Origin of the sequence: Saccharibacillus sacchari DSM 19268 (genome assembly GCF_000585395.1) — a bacterium.
In the GTDB taxonomy this organism is placed as follows: Bacteria; Bacillota; Bacilli; order Paenibacillales; family Paenibacillaceae; genus Saccharibacillus; species Saccharibacillus sacchari.
Window position 1 is genome coordinate 4,307,412 of record NZ_KK073875.1, and the last position, 19,012, is coordinate 4,326,423.

Annotated in this window: 16 protein-coding genes; 6 read left to right on the forward strand and 10 right to left on the reverse strand. The window is 52.6% G+C overall.

Annotated elements, in window-relative coordinates; translation table 11 throughout:
* Positions 1-299 precede the first annotated feature (299 nt).
* The 3 genes from SACSAC_RS18580 to leuC all read right to left on the reverse strand — a co-directional run bounded on the left by SACSAC_RS18580 (position 300) and on the right by leuC (position 2,912).
* Entirely contained in the window at positions 300-689 is a 390-nt protein-coding gene (locus SACSAC_RS18580; RefSeq protein ID WP_051507246.1) for a DUF6037 family protein, read from the reverse strand.
* Between the two features lie 164 nt (positions 690-853).
* On the reverse strand, positions 854-1,456 hold the full coding sequence (gene leuD, locus SACSAC_RS18585) for a 3-isopropylmalate dehydratase small subunit (protein WP_037289156.1): 603 nt from the start codon (positions 1,454-1,456) through the stop codon (positions 854-856).
* Between the two features lie 34 nt (positions 1,457-1,490).
* The gene (gene leuC, locus SACSAC_RS18590) at positions 1,491-2,912 is read right to left on the reverse strand and encodes a 3-isopropylmalate dehydratase large subunit (protein ID WP_037289158.1); all 1,422 of its coding nucleotides are present in this window, start codon (positions 2,910-2,912) and stop codon (positions 1,491-1,493) included.
* Between the two features lie 467 nt (positions 2,913-3,379).
* On the opposite strand from leuC, the gene SACSAC_RS18595 reads away from it, so the two are divergent.
* The 4 genes from SACSAC_RS18595 to proC all read left to right on the forward strand — a co-directional run bounded on the left by SACSAC_RS18595 (position 3,380) and on the right by proC (position 8,053).
* The gene (locus SACSAC_RS18595) at positions 3,380-4,297 is read left to right on the forward strand and encodes a LysR family transcriptional regulator (protein ID WP_037289160.1); all 918 of its coding nucleotides are present in this window, start codon (positions 3,380-3,382) and stop codon (positions 4,295-4,297) included.
* Between the two features lie 399 nt (positions 4,298-4,696).
* Positions 4,697-5,800 carry a glutamate 5-kinase gene (gene proB, locus SACSAC_RS18600; RefSeq protein WP_037289162.1) on the forward strand — a complete coding sequence of 368 codons (1,104 nt, stop codon included), beginning with the start codon at positions 4,697-4,699 and terminating at the stop codon, positions 5,798-5,800.
* 29 nt (positions 5,801-5,829) lie between these two features.
* Positions 5,830-7,125 carry a glutamate-5-semialdehyde dehydrogenase gene (locus tag SACSAC_RS18605; RefSeq protein WP_051507247.1) on the forward strand — a complete coding sequence of 432 codons (1,296 nt, stop codon included), beginning with the start codon at positions 5,830-5,832 and terminating at the stop codon, positions 7,123-7,125.
* Positions 7,126-7,174: 49 nt separating this feature from the next.
* Positions 7,175-8,053 (forward strand): pyrroline-5-carboxylate reductase, encoded by an 879-nt coding sequence (gene proC, locus SACSAC_RS18610; protein ID WP_037289164.1) that lies wholly within the window; start codon positions 7,175-7,177, stop codon positions 8,051-8,053.
* A gap of 104 nt (positions 8,054-8,157) precedes the next feature.
* Here the strand turns inward: proC and SACSAC_RS18615 are convergent, their stop codons facing one another.
* From SACSAC_RS18615 to SACSAC_RS18645, 6 genes are all read right to left on the reverse strand, one after another.
* Entirely contained in the window at positions 8,158-9,411 is a 1,254-nt protein-coding gene (locus SACSAC_RS18615; protein ID WP_037289166.1) for a hypothetical protein, read from the reverse strand.
* Positions 9,392-9,862: a hypothetical protein gene (locus tag SACSAC_RS18620; RefSeq protein ID WP_037289168.1), complete on the reverse strand. Its 471-nt coding sequence runs from the start codon at positions 9,860-9,862 to the stop codon at positions 9,392-9,394. The genes SACSAC_RS18615 and SACSAC_RS18620 overlap by 20 nt, the downstream gene beginning before the upstream one ends.
* Complete coding sequence (locus SACSAC_RS18625; RefSeq protein WP_084778196.1) at positions 9,859-10,485, reverse strand: sigma-70 family RNA polymerase sigma factor; 627 nt, start codon at positions 10,483-10,485, stop codon at positions 9,859-9,861. The genes SACSAC_RS18620 and SACSAC_RS18625 overlap by 4 nt, the downstream gene beginning before the upstream one ends.
* A gap of 370 nt (positions 10,486-10,855) precedes the next feature.
* A complete protein-coding gene (locus tag SACSAC_RS18635; protein WP_037289174.1) occupies positions 10,856-12,526 on the reverse strand; it encodes a type 2 periplasmic-binding domain-containing protein in 1,671 nt (556 codons plus the stop codon).
* A 134-nt stretch (positions 12,527-12,660) separates the two neighbouring features.
* Complete coding sequence (locus SACSAC_RS18640; RefSeq protein WP_037289176.1) at positions 12,661-14,268, reverse strand: response regulator; 1,608 nt, start codon at positions 14,266-14,268, stop codon at positions 12,661-12,663.
* A gap of 15 nt (positions 14,269-14,283) precedes the next feature.
* Positions 14,284-16,053: a sensor histidine kinase gene (locus tag SACSAC_RS18645; RefSeq protein WP_051507248.1), complete on the reverse strand. Its 1,770-nt coding sequence runs from the start codon at positions 16,051-16,053 to the stop codon at positions 14,284-14,286.
* Positions 16,054-16,197: 144 nt separating this feature from the next.
* Between SACSAC_RS18645 and SACSAC_RS18650 the strand changes: the two genes are divergently transcribed.
* The gene (locus SACSAC_RS18650; protein ID WP_037289178.1) at positions 16,198-17,148 is read left to right on the forward strand and encodes an ABC transporter permease; all 951 of its coding nucleotides are present in this window, start codon (positions 16,198-16,200) and stop codon (positions 17,146-17,148) included.
* Between the two features lie 16 nt (positions 17,149-17,164).
* A complete protein-coding gene (locus tag SACSAC_RS18655) occupies positions 17,165-18,037 on the forward strand; it encodes a carbohydrate ABC transporter permease (protein ID WP_037289181.1) in 873 nt (290 codons plus the stop codon).
* A 410-nt stretch (positions 18,038-18,447) separates the two neighbouring features.
* On the opposite strand, the gene SACSAC_RS18660 is transcribed toward SACSAC_RS18655, so the two are convergent.
* Positions 18,448-19,012 (reverse strand): DnaD domain-containing protein (locus tag SACSAC_RS18660; protein WP_051507249.1); only part of this gene is annotated, 565 nt, incomplete at its 5' end.

The window sequence follows — 19,012 nt, forward strand, 5'->3', positions numbered from 1 at the left end:
CTTTTTTTCGTCGGACTTAGGTCCTACTCGGGCTTGCTCCCAAACGCCTTTCGAACTACTCCGAACTATTGACATCCCAACAGTTGCTTACGTTAGCTTAGACGCGGACTTTTTTCGAAAGTTGCGGCATTTATTGCATTTTTGTCATCAATCCCGCCATAGCCGGGACTGTCGACGCTTCCCGCTCCATAACAAGCGGATTCTTGACAGCTAACAAATTCCCATACTTCTTATCGGCATTTTCGGTATGTAAAACGTAGAGTTTGAACAAAAAAACCTGACAGCTTTTTTATCTGGTCTTATCCGCGCAGAACTTCCTGCTCGATCTCCGATTTTTCTTCAAGGACTTGCGTCGGGATGAAATCGGCAAAGCGCTCATAAAGTTCTCGAAAAACCTCGCCCAGATTCTCCGCATACTCAATATCAAAATACCCTCTCATTGCGCGCGCATCCAGCATGAACTGCCATTTGGTAGCCGGAACCGTCAACCGGTCCCGAAGCTTGCCTACCCGTAAAAATTCCAGCTGCATCAGCGCTTCAGGAGGCTTTTTGTCATTCTTTGCGTAAGGCCTGACCAAGACAACATACCGCTGCTTGTTGTACTCGAAAAGAAAAGAGTCGACCGAACGCTTTTTTTTCTTCATGTCTTTTTTCAACTTTTCCAAATTACCGAATAACGACGAATCCATCACTTCCTCCTCAATCCAATCCCTGTCGGAAACCCTCACTTATTATAAAACGAAGTGCCGGATTGTTCCAACCCTCTATTATCCGAGTCAACCCAAAGCAAAAAGCACCGCTCCCCGTTATAGGAAAGCGGCGCTTGGGAAATTCGGCTTAAAGCCATGCGAACTTAAACGTATGCCCGTTCTGCGCGCTTCGCTTCGTATGCCGAGATCTCATCCTCATGCTTGAGCGTCAGGCCGATATCGTCGAGTCCTTGCAGCAGGAACTGGCGGCGGTGCTCATCCAGATCGAATTCGATTCTCAGTCCGTGGTCATCCGTCAGCACTTTGTTCTCCAGATCCACATTCAGGCGATAGCCTTCATGCTCGGCTGTACGCGCGAACAGATCCTGGACCTGTTCTTCGGACAGCACGATCGGCAGAATGCCGTTTTTGAAGCAGTTGTTGTAGAAAATGTCGGCGAACGACGGTGCGATGACGCTTCGGAAGCCGTAGTCCATGATCGCCCAAGGCGCGTGTTCGCGGGACGAACCGCAGCCGAAGTTGGCGCGGGAAATCAGTACTTCCGCTCCCGCGTAACGCGGTTTGTTCATCTCGAACGAAGGATTCACCTCGCCCGCTTCGTCGAAGCGCCATTCGAAGAACAGGAACTGGCCGAAGCCTGTCCGTTCGATCCGTTTCAGAAACTGCTTGGGAATGATGGCGTCCGTATCCACATTGACCCGATCCACCGGGGCAACAAGTCCGTTTAATTGTTTGAATGCTTCCATATATAGTCCCTTCTTTCCGGAGATTGGTCAGTGATCAGCTCACGACTTCAGTCTTGAACTGCCAGTCGCGTACGTCTGTGAAGCGGCCTTCGATCGCGGCAGCCGCGGCCATTGCCGGGGATACCAAGTGCGTCCGTCCTCCGCGGCCTTGGCGGCCTTCGAAGTTACGGTTGGATGTCGATGCGCAGCGTTGCCCCGGTTGAAGCACGTCAGGGTTCATCGCCAGACACATGCTGCATCCCGCTTCGCGCCATTCGAAACCGGCTTCCCGGAACACGACGTCGAGGCCTTCTTCTTCAGCCTGCAGCTTGACCCGTCCCGAACCCGGAACGACGATCGCGGTCACCTTCTCCGCCACTTTGTAGCCCTTGGCGATTTCGGCCGCGGCGCGCAGATCCTCGATCCGCCCGTTTGTGCAGGAACCGATAAACACGTAGTCGATCGGAATATCCGACATCCGCGTACCTGGCACGAGATCCATGTATTCCAGCGCTTTTTCGGCGGCACGGCGTTCATTTTCCGTCTTGAAGTCTGCCGGATTCGGCACGACCGAATCGATGTCCGCGCCCATGCCCGGGCTTGTTCCCCAAGTCACCTGCGGAATCAGCGAGTCGACGTCGAATTCGACGACGCGATCATACTCCGCGCCTTCGTCCGTCACGAGTTTTTTCCAATCGGATACCGCCTGCTCGAACGCTTCGCCCTGCGGCGCGTATTGACGTCCGCGGATATGCTCGAACGTCGTCTCGTCCGGCGCGATCAGTCCCGCTCTCGCTCCGCCTTCGATCGACATGTTGCAGACCGTCATGCGCTCTTCCATCGTCAAGCTGCGGATCGATTCGCCGGTATATTCCAGCACGTAGCCCGTCGCGAAGTCCGTACCGTACTTGGCGATAACGCCCAAGATCATGTCTTTCGCCGTTACGCCCGGTTTACGATTGCCGATGAAACGAACTTCCATCGTCTTCGACTTTCCTTGTTGCAAACACTGAGTCGCCAGAACGTGCTCCACTTCGCTCGTGCCGATTCCGAACGACAAAGCGCCGAACGCGCCGTGCGTGGACGTATGGCTATCGCCGCAAACGATCGTTTTGCCCGGATGCGTCAGGCCCAGCTCCGGTCCCATAACGTGAACGACGCCCTGGTCGATCGTGTCGAGGTCAAACAGCTTGACGCCGAAGTCTTTGCAGTTTTGGCTGAGCGTATCGATCTGCTGCTTGGAAATCGGGTCTTTGATATTAAAACGATCCGTAGTCGGTACGTTATGGTCCATTGTGGCAAAAGTACGATCCGGACGACGAACCTGGCGATTGCTCAGGCGCAGACCTTCAAATGCCTGCGGCGACGTCACTTCGTGAACCAAATGAAGGTCAATATAAATGATAGCCGGCTTGCCTTCTTCTTGATGAATCACGTGATTGTCCCAAATTTTCTCGTACATCGTTTTTTTACTCATTGATCTCACCCCGCTGCTGGATTCGAACCGACTGCTCATTTTTCCGTGCCGGTTTTGTTATTGGGTTAAATATAACATGGCGGTGTCTCATTGTTCCAAGATATAATAACTATAATCCTAATAGGTTATACCTATAGACGAATGGTTGATTTGCTCTTTACAATAGGAAAAGCGAGGACGACTTAGTGCCGTTAAACATGTTGAAAAGGTGGCGTAGGTGGGGGAAGCGAGAAGACTGCGATAAAAATTGCCAGCATACGCTTCCGAAGTGCATTTCTTCGAAATGCTTCACAATTCGCTGTCTCACTCGAAAAACTGGATTGGAATTTTATAATGTAGGTTTTTCAAGTTCAAAGGCGTCTTGACCTGAATTTTTCTCTCTGTCTTCTCGCTTCCAGCTACGTTTTACTTTTCTGCATATTTAAGTGTATTAAAGCCGTCAGAAGAATCTAAGGAGCACGATGAATATGGAATTAAGACAACTTCAATATGCGTTGATGATTGCGGCCGAACGTAATTTTTCACGCGCGGCGGAGAAGCTTCATATTGCGCAGCCTTCGCTGAGTCAACAACTGTCCAAGTTGGAAAAAGAACTGGGTGTGTTACTTTTTCAGCGCAATACGAGTACGGTCGAATTGACGCACGCGGGACGGGAGTTTATGAAGCGCGCTCAGCGGATCATCGACGAAATGGAAATTTTGCGCGTGGAGATGGAGGATATTTCGCAGCTGCGCAAAGGAAGGATTACGGTCGGCAGCATGCCGATCACCGGTTCTCACTTGCTGCCGCATGTGCTTCCGGCTTTCCGCGCGGGCTATCCCGGCATTGACGTCACCCTAATGGAGGATACGTCGCATAATCTCGAACGGTTGACGGCGAATGGGAAGACCGATATTAGCTTGCTTTCTCTTCCGCTGACCGAACCGACGCTGGATTACGAGCCGATTGCCGACGAGCCGATCGACCTTGCGGTTCCTCCGGGACATCGCCTGGCTTTGCGCTCCGGGTCCTATCCGTTGGCGGGTGTGGATATGAAGGAATTGGAGCATGAACCGTTTATTATTTTGAAGCAAGGGCAAGGTTTCCGGAAAACGGTGTTGGATCTGTGTCGGCAAGCAGGCTATGAACCGCAAGTTGTATTTGAAAGCAGTAATATGGAGACGCTCCAATCGCTGGTCGCGGCCGGGATGGGCGTCACGCTCGTGCCCCGTTTTGTTGCAAGATCCAAACGAAGCGAACTGGTGCCGGTCTATCTTCCGCTAGCCGATCCCGTGCCTTATCGCACGCTGGTGATCGCTTACCGTAAAGGACGTTCGCTATCCAAAGCAGCCGAAGCCTTTATCGGAACGCTGCGCAGCACGATGACCGGATTGTCGCGTTCTTGATTTCCCGCATAAAATTCCGGCTTTTACAAACGGCTCTCTCCGTGCTATTCTAGGAAAAACCAAAGGTTACATTGCAATGACGGGACCAGTAAGAAAGCGTCCGCCTTCCAGAGAGTAGATTCCGGTGTGGTTTAGGCACGTCGGCATTTCGATGCCCGCGCATAAATCACCGGCTGCGAGAATTTACGGTCAGGCCCTTTCCCAAACCTATCCCCGAGCGATCCGAATGCTAAATTTGGACGGTTCCCCTCCGTTAGCGGGGTTTGAGTAGGGCGACCCGGGTCGTCAATCAAGGTGGTACCGCGGAAGCGCTTATTCGGCTTTCGTCCTTCGCATAGCTGATGCTGTGCCGTGGACGAAAGCCTTTTTATTTTGCGCAGACAGAAAGAAGGAGATTTCATGATCAAACGTATCGTAGTCAAAATAGGCAGCAGCTCGCTTACGGGCAGCCAGGGAGGCTTGAACCACGACGCGATCGCCTATTTCGCACGCGAGCTTGCCGGGCTGTATAAACAAGGCTACCAACCGCTGCTTGTGACTTCGGGCGCCGTAGCCGCAGGCTTCAGCGCGATCGGTTATATGCAAAGACCGAAGAAGCTGCATGAAAAGCAAGCTTCAGCCGCTGTCGGACAAGCGCTGCTCATGCGTGCTTATCAGGAAGCGTTGGCCGAATATGGTCATGTGGCGGCGCAAATTCTGCTGACCCGAACCGACTTTCATAGCCGCAAGCGGATCGGGAGCGCCGTCATGACCATTGAAGAATTGCTCGAGCGCGGCATTTTGCCGATTTTCAATGAAAACGATACGGTCTCCGTCGATGAGTTGAAATTCGGGGATAACGATACGCTGTCGGCGCTCGTCGCCAATCTGGTCAAAGCCGACCGCTTAGTGATCCTCACCGATATGGACGGACTCTACAGCGCCGATCCCCGCCACGACCCGCAAGCCGTCAAATATACCGTAATCGACGAAATCGGCGACGATATCTATCGGATGGCCGGCGGTGCGGGCAGCAACGTCGGCACGGGCGGCATGCGCTCGAAGCTGGACGCCGCAAGAATCGCAACTCGCGGCGGCGTACCCGTATTCGTCGGGCGCGCCAAGGAAGACGGCGATCTTCAAGCCGCCGCCGAAGGCGGAGGCAAAGGCACTCATTTTACCACGACGCTCTCTTCCATGCCTGTCAAGAAACAATGGCTGGGTTATCTCTCCCGTCCGTTCGGCGCATTGATTGTGGATGCCGGAGCGCAGCGTGCTTTGACGGAAAACGGCCGAAGCCTGCTGCCTGTCGGCATTACCGCCGTGGAAGGCCAGTTTCATGCGGGCGATGTAGTCGAAGTGCGCGGACCGCACGGCGATATCGTCGGACGCGGTGTCGTTAACTACGATATGGAAGATTTGCAGCGGGTCTGCGGCTTGCCGGGACCCCAAGTGCTGGAGACGCTCAATGGATTGCATCGCTTGGAAGCGATCCATAGGGATGAATGGATTTCTTTGCAATAAAAAATCAGATCTCCGAGGAGGAATATCAGATGAGCCATGTACAAGGAAATGAACAAGTTTTAGCGAACGGTGCAACGCAAAGCGAAGTTCGCACTAAATCCACGCTGGCGGGAGCTGCCGCTCGTCAAATGGCGATATTGTCGACCGATGAGAAAAACGCGGCTTTATTGGCGATGGCCGATGCGTTGAATACGGAAGCCGCATCTTTGATCGAAGCGAACCGCGAAGACTTGGAGCGCGGACGCGCAAACGGAACCAGCGAATCGCTCCTTGATCGACTGATGCTCGACGAAGCGCGAATCGCCTCGATCGCCGATGCGCTGCGTCTCGTTGCGGATCTGCCTGACCCAACCGGGAAAGTGCTGGAGACCATCGAACGGCCGAACGCACTGCGGATCGAGAAGGTTAGCGTGCCGCTGGGCGTGATCGGCATCGTATACGAAGCCCGTCCGAACGTCACGGTCGATGCGGCGGCACTCTGTCTGAAAACCGGCAATGCCGTTGTTCTGCGCGGCGGATCGGCAGCTTTATCCACGAATAAAAAAATTGCCGAAGTTCTGCGCGCTACTCTTGCCCGGACCGCTCTTCCTGCGGATGCTTTGCAAGTCATTGAAGATGCTTCGCGGTCTTCGGTCGACGAAATGCTGAAACTGAACGGTCTGCTGGACGTCATTATTCCACGCGGCGGTCGTTCACTAATCGATAATGTCGTGCAGAATGCCACGGTGCCTGTCATTGAGACCGGTGCAGGAGTGTGCCATACGTATATCGATGCTTCCGCGAATGCGACAATGGCCGAAGAGATCGCGATCAACGCCAAAGTGCAGCGCCCATCCGTCTGCAACTCCATGGAAACGCTGATCGTGCACGAAGACTTTGCCAAGCGCAACCTCCGCGAATTGGCCGACCGCCTTTTGGAGAAAAACGTGGAACTGCGCGGCGACGAACAAACCGTGGCGCTCGTGCCCGAAGCCAAGCTTGCGACGGAAGAAGATTACGGCACAGAGTACAATGACTATATTCTGAATGTTAAGATTGTAAGCGAGTTGGACGAAGCTACCGCTCATATTGCCAAGTTCGGTACGAAGCATTCGGAATGCATCGTGACGGAAAACGACGTTAACGCGGTTCGCTTCCTCAATGAAGTCGATGCTGCGGCTGTATATCACAATGCCTCCACTCGCTTCACCGACGGCTTTGAATTCGGCTTCGGCGCCGAGATCGGGATCAGCACGCAAAAGCTGCATGCCCGCGGCCCTATGGGATTGCCTGCTCTCACCTCGTCGAAATACCGGATCTATGGCAACGGTCAAATTCGCCAGTAATCCATAGCTTGAAAAGGCACGTTTTTAATTTGGAAAGGATGATTGGTTTATGACTCAAGCTCGTATGTTGATTGAAGAACGCATTTGCTTTTTCGGTGCCGGATCAATGGCCGAAGCCGTTGCTCGCGGCCTGGTTGCCCGTGCCGTCATCGCTCCCGGCAATATCACCTTCTTGAATCGAAGCGATAAGTCGAAGCTTGAAGACTTGAAGCAACGTTACGGCACGCCGGGAACCAATGATCCCGTTGAAAAAGAACAGGTGCTGCGCACTTCGCCGATTATCATTCTGGCTATGAAGCCGAAAGATGCCGCAGAAGCGCTTGAACAACTCGGTAAGCTAATCGGACCGCGCACCGTAATCGTGTCCATGATTGCAGGTCTGTCGATTCAAACACTGCGAAGCCTGCTTGGACGTCCGGAACAACCGGTCGTTCGCACTATGCCGAATACATCGAGCGGCATCGGGCTGGGCGTTACAGGCGTGAGCTACTCCGAAGGTCTGTCGGATGAACAACGCCGCACCGCTCGCCTGTTGTTTGAATCGGTCGGGATCGTTGTTGAAACCAAAGAGGAAAAGATCGACGCGTTGACCGGCATTTCGGGCAGCGGCCCGGCTTATGTCTACTATATGATGGAAGCTTTGATCGAAGCGGGCACACGCGGCGGACTTACGCCTGATCAAGCCCGTGACATGACGATTCAAACCGTATTGGGCGCCGCTCAAATGGTACGTCAAACCGGCGAAGAGCCATCCGAACTGCGTCGTAAAGTCACGTCGCCGAACGGCGCGACCCAAGCCGCAATCGCCAAGCTGGACGAAAGCGACTTCTACGGAGCGGTCATTCGCGCCGCTGAGCGTTGCTCCGAACGTTCGGCCGAAATGGGACGCGAACTGGAAGGCAAGCTGCCGAAATCCGATCAAGCTTAAGCAACTGAGCACGAAAAAAACCGCGATTTCTCCAAGTTGTCCATTCGGAGGAATCGCGGTTTTCTTTTTAACAACAAATTCTATTTCACTCGAGGCCGGCTTTGTTAAGCCTTCGCCCGCTCAGATACGCGCAGCAGCTTAAATCCGCCGCCGATCAGCAGCAATGCCACTACCGCGTTACGAATATAAGGTTCTGCCTCATACAGCAGCGAAGCGATCGACTGCATGTGCACGCTGAGAACCGGCATGATAATCGTTTTAAGCACATAATACAGTCCAAGCGCGACCAACAGTACGCCGATCCAGACCCGATTCGCGTCGAAATTCGCAATCAACGGACGATCGGACAAGGCTTCTTGTCCATAACGCCCTACCTGTTGCAAAGCATCGAAGAAGGCGTAGAACCAGATCAACGGAACGAGGAACAGGAACAGCGACAATCCCAATATATCGAGAATATAAATGCTGCCGAAGAACAAGATCATGAACTGCACGCCTCGTTTCATCAGTCCCAGATACATATGAGCCGCGCCCGGCACGACCGCAAGCAGCAAGCCCATTGTACGGCTTTTGCGTCCGCCTTCGCTGCCCATATCCCACTTGGCAATCAGGGAATAATCCTGCAATTTCTCTCCTACGCGCTTCCTTTCGGCCAACTGAACCGCATCGAACATCCCGTATACCCAAATAATCGGCAGCACTCCCAGGAATAACAGGAACGACTCTTCTCCCGTAAACCCGGTAATGAAAACCAATACGGTCGTCAGACCGAAGAAAGCGGCCAGGAACGAGACACCCCGTTGAATCAGTCCCATATACAAATGGCCAAGGCCGGGTATGAAGCTGAGCAGGATGGTAAGGAATCGCTGAGAGTCCGAAAAATATTCCGGCTCGCGCAGCATATGTCCTTGCCCGATCGGCGGATAAGGCGAATAATCCGACATTTCATCGGAACCGAACTCCATATGCGGAGGCATGCCTTCTTCCATCCGCATTCGCCCGGCTCTGTATGAGGCTTCATCCGGATATTCTCCGTAGTAACCTTGACCCTGCGGCGGAACATGATCCGGTCTATAATAACCTCTCGTCTGCTGGGATTCCTGCTTCGGCGAGCTGTTCAGCACCGCACCGATCAGATCGAACATGCTGATACACCAGATCATGAATGAAAGCCCGAAAGAAATCCCGAGCGGCGCATCATCATAAGTATCTATAGAGGCCATGACCCCGATTCCCGCAATACCGAGCGCAGTTAGAAAGTAAAAGAAACTCCGAATTCTTCTCCCCCAATATAAATGTCCCAATCCCGGTATGACATTCAGCATCAGCGCTACAAATTTACTTCGTTGTCGATTCATGCTTGTTTTCTCCTTTCGCTTTGAAGCCGCTCAGCCAACCTGACGCTCCATCCGCCAACATTTGGCTGTAAGAGACTTTGCCCGCTTCGCCCGCGGCACGCTGTGCCTGCTCGCCCAATCTGTCGAATGCGCCCGTGAACGTCAGCAGCAAGGCTGCCGCGGCCGCCACGGTATACAGGAAAATCGGCTCTGTCCACTTCCGGCCGAAACGACCTTTTCCGGCAGCAGGTTGTTCGGGAATCGCAATCATGACCCGCTCGATAAACGCGATCTCGTCTGCCTGATCCGGCAGGTCTCCGCCTACATTTTCAAGAGCGGCCATATAGTGTTCGAACGCCAATTCGTCACCTTCATTCAGTAAACGTTCCAGGTTGTCTCGCGTGACTTCGGGCAGTGTTCCTTTTACGTACATCGTCCATTCCTTTGGCCCGTAACGTACGATTTCACTCATCGCCATTCCTCCTCCCGCCAGTGCTGCCGAATCCACATCCGCGCCCGATACAATTTGGACTCGACGGTCTTGACCGTAACATGCATCTCCGCCGAGATTTCTTCATAATTTTTGCCTTGAAAATAAAACGCTTCGATCACATCGCGATGTCCCTGCGGCATTTCCGCCATCCGTTTTCGCATCTCGTCCGATTGCTCTTCTCGCAGCATTCGGGTCAGCGGTGCCTCGTCTCCCGACACGACCTTGAGCAGCGCCGGTTCGGAGTCATACAAGTCTTCGCGTCTTCGGCTTTGCTTGCGCTTGAAGTCGATCGCCTTGTTCATCGCGATTCGCGAGATCCACGTCTTGAATCCTTGGGAACGGTAGTCGGGGAGCGATTTGTGAATTTGGATGAACACTTCCTGCGCGGCATCTTCGGCATCCTTCTCGCTGCGCAGTACCGAGAAGGCAATGCGGAATACATGCTGCCTATAAGCGTCGACGAGCTCGCGAAACGCGTCGCGTTCGCCGCGCAGTATGCGTCTGATTAATTCTTGTTCGTCAATCGGGCTCCCCCCCTTTCCAGCCGAATAGACGTGCGTGTTCGTTTTGAACCCTGCGTCTTTTTTGAAAAAAATCGGAATTTAACGATGAAGGGCGTTTGGTTGCTTTTATTGTACAGGTTTCTGTTGTGGAGGAAGTTCCTATTTGTTGGGGGAAGCGCGGGCGGCGGAGGGAGAAATTGCCAGCATATGCTTCCGAAGTGCATTTCTTCGAAATGCTTTACAAGGCGCTGTCTCACTTGGAAAGCCTGATTAAAATTTTAAAGGAATGTTTTCGAGTTCAAAGGCGCCTTTCACTGAATTTCTCCCTCCGCCTGCTCGCTTCGCTGGGTATCAAAACTTTTGGGAATGTAAAAGACGAGGAATCTCGGATTCGATTCCCCGCCTTACATTTGTACATATGAAGTTCAAAAGTATCAAATGACCTTCGTTACACGATTCTCTTTGACGATTACTGTCCGGATACGGATTTGTACCAGTCGTTGACTTCTTGGGTGATTTGTTCGCCGCCGTTGGATTTCCAGCTGGCTACGAATTCGTCGAAAGCGTCAACGGGAAGTTGGCCGTAGATGATTTTGTTGAAGGTCTCCATTTCGGATTGGCGCAGCAGGTTCCATTTGGAGATCATGGTTGGCGTTGCGGCACCGGTGAAGTAGTTTTGTCTGCGCACTTCTTGTTGGGACATGACGACTTTGGCGGCGTACCAGTTTTCCGGTTTGCGGAACTCGGCCATTTGTTTTTCGTATGGCGTGGTCGGTTCTTCGCCGTCCGCCAACTTGACCAACGTCTTCATGTACAGATCCGGAATACGCGCCGGGCCGGTCAGGAACGGGAACTCGTTGGAGAAGTTCGGAATCTTGTCTTTGTCGCTGGTCGGCGTGCCGTCGATCACGTCCCAGTCGTACCCTTTCGCGAAGCCGTATTCGTACTCGCTGCCTGCTTCCGGGTTAGCCAGATTGTCCAGCAAGTAATTGTAGTACAGGAAAATGGCTTCCGGGTGCTCGGCGTCTTTGTTGATCATGATACTGGCGTTAACGCCGGAATTTTGCCACTTGGTGCCGATCAGCCCGTCAGGTCCGGCCGGAACCGGGTAGGCTTTGATCTTGGAGCCTGCGACGTTTTTGAGCAGATCGGGAGCCGGCCAGTCCGGGACCCAGTTGGCGCCGGGCAGAATACCTGCGGTGCCTTTGGTCCAACTCTCCGCCGCTTTCGATTCGTCCCACAGCGCGGAATCGGCATGGATATAGCCTTTGTCCATCCACTCTTGGAGCTTGGCAAGGGCTTGCTTCGCACCCGGATTGACGGAACCGTATTCCAGATTTCCGTCGGCGTCTTTGTTCCACTGCTCTTCGATCGTGCCGTACGCGCCGAATAGCCAGTCCAGCGAACCCATCCACGTATTCGTGTTGTTTTTCAGCGTGATCGCCAATGGGAATACTTCTTCAGGTGCCAAGCCGTCCGGATTCTCGTTCTTGAATTTGTCCATGATCACTTCCAGATCGGCGATCGTTTTCGGCGCTTCGAGATTCAGCTCCTCCATCCAATCTTCGCGCAGCCACAGCTCGGTATCGTCGTTATCCGTATATTCGAGGATCGGCATATTGTACTTTTTGCCGTCCTTCGTAAAGGGATACCACAATTCCGGATGCTCGGCCGAGTGATCCTTGAGGATCTTGTTGGCATACTTGTCGAACAGCTCGTCGATCGGCATAAACTGTCCCGATTCGATAAGCTGGTTCGTCAGCACCGGATTGGTCGGAACCGGCACGAAGTCGGGCAGTTTCTCGCCGGAAGCGACAGCGAGCTGAAGCTTTTGTTTGTATTGGTCGTCGTTCGCCGGGTACCAGGTGTCTTTGTGTTTGATCCCCAGCGTCTCCAACATCCAGCGGTCATGGACGTTGTTTTCTTTCGTGTCGCCTTGCACGTATTTCTTCGGCATGAGCACGGTGCTGATTTCGATCGGCGGATCGTATTTCCCCGCCGCGAAAGCCGCTGTCGCCGTTTCCGACTCGACTGCCGCAGTCTCTGTTTTCCCGTCTCCGTCCGATGCCCCGCTGCAAGCACTGACCGTAAACAGACTCGCTACCGCAAGGATTTTCCAAGCATTACGGATCTTTTTCATTGCTTTATCCCCCCCGTTGTTTGGTCAATCTATACCTTACATGCCTACTGTATCAACTTTTGCGGGAGGGCATCTATATGAGTTTGTTAGGCGGAATAGGACTTTATTAGGCTGTTTCATGCGCTTCTTCTTTTTTATTTCGCGCTGTCCCGATACTCCTGCGGCGTCATGCCGAAGTGCCTTTTGAACACTTTGATAAAATACGCCGGGTCCATATAACCGATCTCCAAGCCGACTTCGTATACTTTTTTATCGGTCGACTTCAACTTTTGGGAGGCTCGTTCCATGCGCAGATTGGCGACATAATCACTAATGCCTTCGCCTGTTTCGATCTTGTAGATTTTGGACAAATGCGTCGGATGCAGGTTCACGTGATCGGCCAAAGCGCGCAGCGAGACATCCAAATGCAGATTTTTATCGGCAAAAGCCTGAACCTTTCTTACGTAGGACGAGCGATTATCCTTCACTTCGTTCGATGTGCCTTCTTGCAACAGATGGAGCGCGGCAATCGACCATTTTCGAAGCCGGGCAATGGAGGAAAAGGCTTCGCCGCGCTGCAGCGGTTCGATCTCTTGTCCAAGCAGGCTTTCAAGCGTGCGCCCGCCCCGGTGAGCCAGGTTGGTATACGAAGCCGCGATCAAAAATCCAGTCTCCATGCAATGTTCCCACGATTCCGACCAATGGCCGTCCAGCTCGTCGCACACGGTGTTCAGCTTCTCCTCGGCCTCGTCCCAACGTCCAGCTTCAAGCAGCGTTTCCAGCGAAGGAGACAGGTAAAGCGAACGCAGCGCCCCCTGCTCGGACGGACCGGCCGGTTCGCTTAGACGCATCACGAACTCCCGTTCATCCCCGACAATTTGCCTGAAATAAGCAGTCGCCCGCCTAAACGCATCCGGTAGTTCTTCAGGAAAACGGAACGGATCGGTCATCACGATGGATAGCGATCCTTTCAAAAACTGCTTGACCTTCTCTTGAAGTCTCGTCGCCAGCTTCTCCAATAATCCTTCGCGAACAGGAGGCGCTTGAGGCTTGAATTGCAGCAGGAATGCCAAATACCCATGCTCTTCCTTTACGCCCCAGACTTCCAGAAACTCGCCCATTACTTCTTCGGCCATGTTGATAATCGCATACTCGATCAGCGGCTGGCCGTTGTTGCGATATTTGCCGAATTCCTCCTCCATCCGTACCAACAACAACGCACAGGTTCCAACGGTAAAAGGCAGCCCGTAGCTGGTTAGTTTCCGCTCCCATTCGTCTGTCGACATTCGCTGGCCGTCCAGCGCGTCGAGCAGCAGACGTCCGCGCAGCAACGGCAAATTCTCGCGCAGCGCATACGTTGTCCGCTCCAGCGAACTGACCATTTCCCAATCGGTATTCAGCTGTTCGACCGCAGAGCCCACGGCGCCCAACAGCTCGGCATCGCTCGGCGGCTTCAGCAAATAATCGACCGCATTGTGCCGGATCGCCTGCTTGGCGTATTCAAAGTCCGAATGACCGGATAATAAGATACATTTGATCTTTCGGTCTCTTTCCCGGATGATTTCAATCAATTCGATCCCCGTCATCTCCGGCATCAGAATATCCGAGATGACGATATCGATCGGATGTGTATCGATCAGTTCCAGCGCTTCCCGGGCGGAATACGCTTTATGCACCTGCTCAATGCCCAGCGTGTGCCACGGTTTGTTCATCGACAGATTGTCGACCCAGTGAATTTCGTCGTCGACGATCAGTAACTGCATATTCCTTCTCTCCTTTTAAAAAAATTCGCTTTCCCAGAAAATCTCCGTCCGAAATCCTCCGGCAGGCGAAGGACCGAAGCGCAATCCCGATCGGCTGCCGAATTGGTGAATCAAACGCTGATGCGTATTCCACAGACCGCAGCCCATCTCTTCTTGCAATTCTTCGTTCATTTTAAGATTTAACGCTTCGTACTGCTCCGCCGTCAAGCCCGGCCCGTCATCGTCGATGGTAATCATGCAGAACCCGTCCGAGCATTCTCCTCGAATGGTGATTTCCCCTGCCGCATACGATTTGGCGACGCCGTGAATCACCGCATTTTCCACAATCGGCTGGATCATCAATCTCGGAATCTCCTGACGGCGCAACTCTTCCGAAATATCGATGCGATAGTCAATTCTGCCGTTGCGGAGCTTCTGGATATCCAGATAATTGACGAGCAGGCGCACTTCCTCTTCCAGAGGCGTGATTTCTTTTTCCATACGCGTGGTGTATCGATAGTAAGCGCTTAAGTTAAACGCCATCGACACTACCGCATCCTCTTCTTTCATCTGCGCCATATTGATGATATAGCCGAGGCAATTGTACAAAAAGTGGGGATTGATCTGGGCCTGAAGTTGCTTAAGCGTCGCTTCTCTGGCCCGGATTTTTTCATTGAACACATTTTCGATCAACTCTTCGGTGCGGCGCGACATCTCGTTGAAGCGTTCAAATACAAAGGAAAATTCGTTGCGGCTGCGTGCATGCAAACGAACGGAATAATCCCCACGCTGTACGCGCAATAGCCCATTCATCAGTTTTCGGATCGGACGCTGTACATTGCGGTAGAGCAGCAAGGATGCCGAGATACCGAGTACAACCAACAACGCTATCGAGAGGTAAAAGAGGTTGCGGCTGAATGCGATGGGGCCAAGTACCTGTCCCAGCGGAACGACGTCAATCAACTGACCGTCCAAATACGCGGAACCGACAGAACTGACCAGATAATCCTCTCCTTCGAGCTTCACAATACGCTGGGCGGTCCGATCAATCGGATTCGTATCCAGATAGGCGATCAGAGCCTTTGATAGTTCGGGGTCTGCGGTACGGTTCAAGATCGGCAGATCCCCTTTTCTATAGTAAAAAGGATCTCCTTTGCCGTCTGCCTTGTACGTATCGAGCATATTCCGAATATTATCCGAGCTGAAGCTAGCTTCCACGACTAGGCTACTGCCGGTAAGCAGACCCTGCTGGCCCAGCGAATCGGTGTAAAACCAATAAAAATACGAGGGTGCGCCTGCGTTTTCCTCATCACCATAACTCCATTTCGTGCTCATATTCCGTTTCAGATAATCCTCGTCGTATCCCCCGCTCCGGGAATAGTTAGAAATGACCTCGTGATTCTGCTGCGAATGCAGCGTGTAGCGCGAAGGCCAAATATCCGTTACACCGGATTGCAGCACCATTTTTTCCTGGACGGCATAACGAGTCTGCATCCGATCATAGGCATCCCCCCATAAGTTCAAACCGTTGAAATCCTGCACATTCGGATCTTTGGAAAAGGTCAAGCTAAAGTCCATCATCTGGCTGACCCTCGAATCGATCTGTCCGGAAAGGAAGGCCAGTTGACGCGCGCTCGACGACTGTAGTTCACCGCTGACGACGTGGAAAGTCATATCGTTCGAATACGTATACGCAAGCAAGATCGGAAGGATCAGGATCAGAATCAGACTGTTCATTTTGGCAAATAAGCTAAAACGTCCGCGGATGTTCCAGCGGCTGCTTGTTTTTTCGGATACGGACTGCATGTTGACATTCCCCCTAATAAAACCATATCGATCCTAACATTGTTATATAGTCAGCCCGAAGAGCCGCTTGATACTATTTATATATAGCAGAGAACGATTAGAAGCAAGACACTTATCATTCACATTTGAAAGCGGGGGTACGCGATGGAAGCCAATCTAAGCGAGCAGACCAAAGATTCGACGGTGCGGCGCAGCAAAAGAAAAAAAGGTCGCAGACAGCCGTGGATTCTGCATTTCATGGTACTTCCGGCGGCCATCATGGTCTTTATTTTTTCCTATATTCCGATGTCCGGCATCGTGATGGCTTTTCAGGATTATAAGCCAGCGCTCGGGTTTGCGGAATCGCCTTGGGTGGGACTGAAGCATTTTCAGTACATGTGGGAAAACGACTACTTCCTGAAGATCACGGGCAATACGCTATTCTTCGCCTGCACCAAAATTATCATGAACCTGATCGTGCCGTTCGTGTTCGCCCTGCTGCTGAACGAGGTTCGGAAAATGGCGCTGAAGCGCTCGATCCAGACGCTCGTTTACCTGCCGCACTTTCTGTCCTGGGTGACGCTGTCCGGCATTCTGATCGACATGTTGGCGCAAACCGGGCTGATTAACCAATTCATCGTCTACCTGTTCGGTACCAAGCCGATCTTCTTCCTGGGCGACGGCAACTGGTTCCGCTTTACGGTGATTGTCAGCGATGTGTGGAAAGAATTCGGCTTCAACACGATCATTTTCCTGGCGGCGTTGTCGGGAATTAATCCAGCATTGTACGAAGCGGCCGAAGTAGACGGCGCGACGCGCTGGAAACAAACGCTGCATATTACGATGCCTTCGCTGGTGCCGATCACGATCGTCATCGCGACGCTTGCGCTCGGCAACGTATTGAACGCCAACTTCGACCAAATCTTCAACCTGTACAGCCCGCTTATTTATCAACAAGGCGATATCATCGACACCTTCGTGTATCGGGAAGGCTTGCTCAGTGGGCAATTTAGCTTTGCCACGGCAGTCAACCTGTTCAAGTCAGTCATCAGCTTGATCCTGATCGCGGTCTCGTACCGTCTGGCTTACCGGTTTGCCGGGTATCGGATATTCTAGAAAGGGGGCCGTATCCATGTATCACAAAACATTATCTTATCGAATTTTTAGCATCTGCAACAATATATTTTTGACGGTGGTCTCGATCGCCTGCCTGCTGCCGCTGCTGCACCTATTGATGGTATCGCTTAGTTCGACCGCTCCCGCCAATGCCGGGCTGGTCACGTTTTGGCCGATCGGATTCACGTTCGAAGCCTATGCCAAGACGTTCGATAATGCCAACTTCCTCGCCTCGCTCTGGGTGTCCGTCGAACGTACGGTGCTCGGAACGGCGCTGGCGCTGGTCGTGAACACGACGGCCGCTTACGCGTTGTCGAAGGAAACTCAGGTATTCCGCGCTCGCAACGTATACCTGTGGTACTTCGTGGTGACGATGCTGTTCAGCGGCGGGTTGATTCCCGGTTATATTTTGGTCTTGAAACTGGGTCTGATGAATACGCTGTGGGCGCTGATCCTGCCGGGACTGGTGGCTGTGTTCAACATCATTTTGCTGCTCAACTTCTTCCGTGGCGTGCCAAAAGATTTGGAAGAAGCGGCGTTTATCGACGGCGCGGGACATCTGCGGACGTTCTTCAGCATCTATCTGCCCCTGTCTCTGCCCGTCATCGCGACCGTATCGCTGTTCATGATGGTCGGCCACTGGAATTCGTATTTCGACGGCATCATTTATATCCGCGATACGGAAAAACTGCCGCTGGCGAGCTTCATGCAAACGATCATCGTGCAAGCCGACATGTCCAAACTCGATCCGGAAGCCGTCGCCAACCTGTCCCAACGGACGATTCGCGCTTCGCAGATCTTTATTAGCGCCCTGCCAATCTTGCTGGTGTATCCGTTCTTGCAACGGTATTTCGTTACCGGGATCGTAGTGGGCGCGGTGAAAGAATAGGAATAGTCACACGTTGGAGAAGCTGAGGCGCTGCGGGAGAAATTCGTTCAAAACGCTGTCTCACTCGGAAATATCGATTAAAGTTTTTGGTGGAATTTTCCGAGTTCAAAGGCGTTTTTCACTGAATTTCTCCCTCCGCTCACGCTTCACGTGGCCCTTCAATTCTTTATAAAAAGGGTAGAAAAAAGAAAAAGACGCTCTCCAAATTTATGGAGAGCGTCTTGCTTTTTGTTTTAAAAAAGTTCTGATCGATGAAGCTTTAGCGGAGGGAGAAATTCAGTGAGAAACGCCTTTGAACTCGGAAAACTTCCACTAAAAATTCTAATCGGTTTTTCCGGGTGAGACAGCGTTCCGAACGAATTTCTCCCGCAGCGCCCCAGCTTCCCCACCGAAACAGGACTTTCCACGGTTTATCGTTGTCCGCGGAACTTTTGGGAATACGCACGGACGTCTTCGGGCGTACGAACGCGGTTGCGGCTCCATTCGAGCAGGATGCGGTCGATGTAGCGGAAATGCAGTTTGCCTGCGAATACCGCTTCTTTTAGAGCCAAAAGAATCAGCTCCTCGGGATATCGATCCTGGTCGATCCAGACGGAGATCGTTTCGCATTCCATCGGAGACAGCGGACGGGCGAATTCTTGTTCGAAAATGCGGAACAAATTATCGACCGTCTCCGCCTCTTCTTCGGGAACGACCGGGCGTTCGGTGCGCCGCTGGTTGCGTCGCTCTTCGGCCAGGCAGCCGGCAATGCGTTCGTAGAGTCCAGCCAGATTGTAACGTTCGTAGCGAATGCCGGATGGCGTGTCCTCGTCTTCATGGATGGCCAAGAAACCTTCCTTGATCAGACGTTGAAGCTTACCGGCGAGTTCGCCCGTTGCAAGTCCGGTGCGTTCTTCCAATTCTTCGAGCGTTGGGAAGTCATTCAACTCGGCTTGGCGGAAGCCGATAAGCTGAATCAGCAGCATCGTCTCTTCC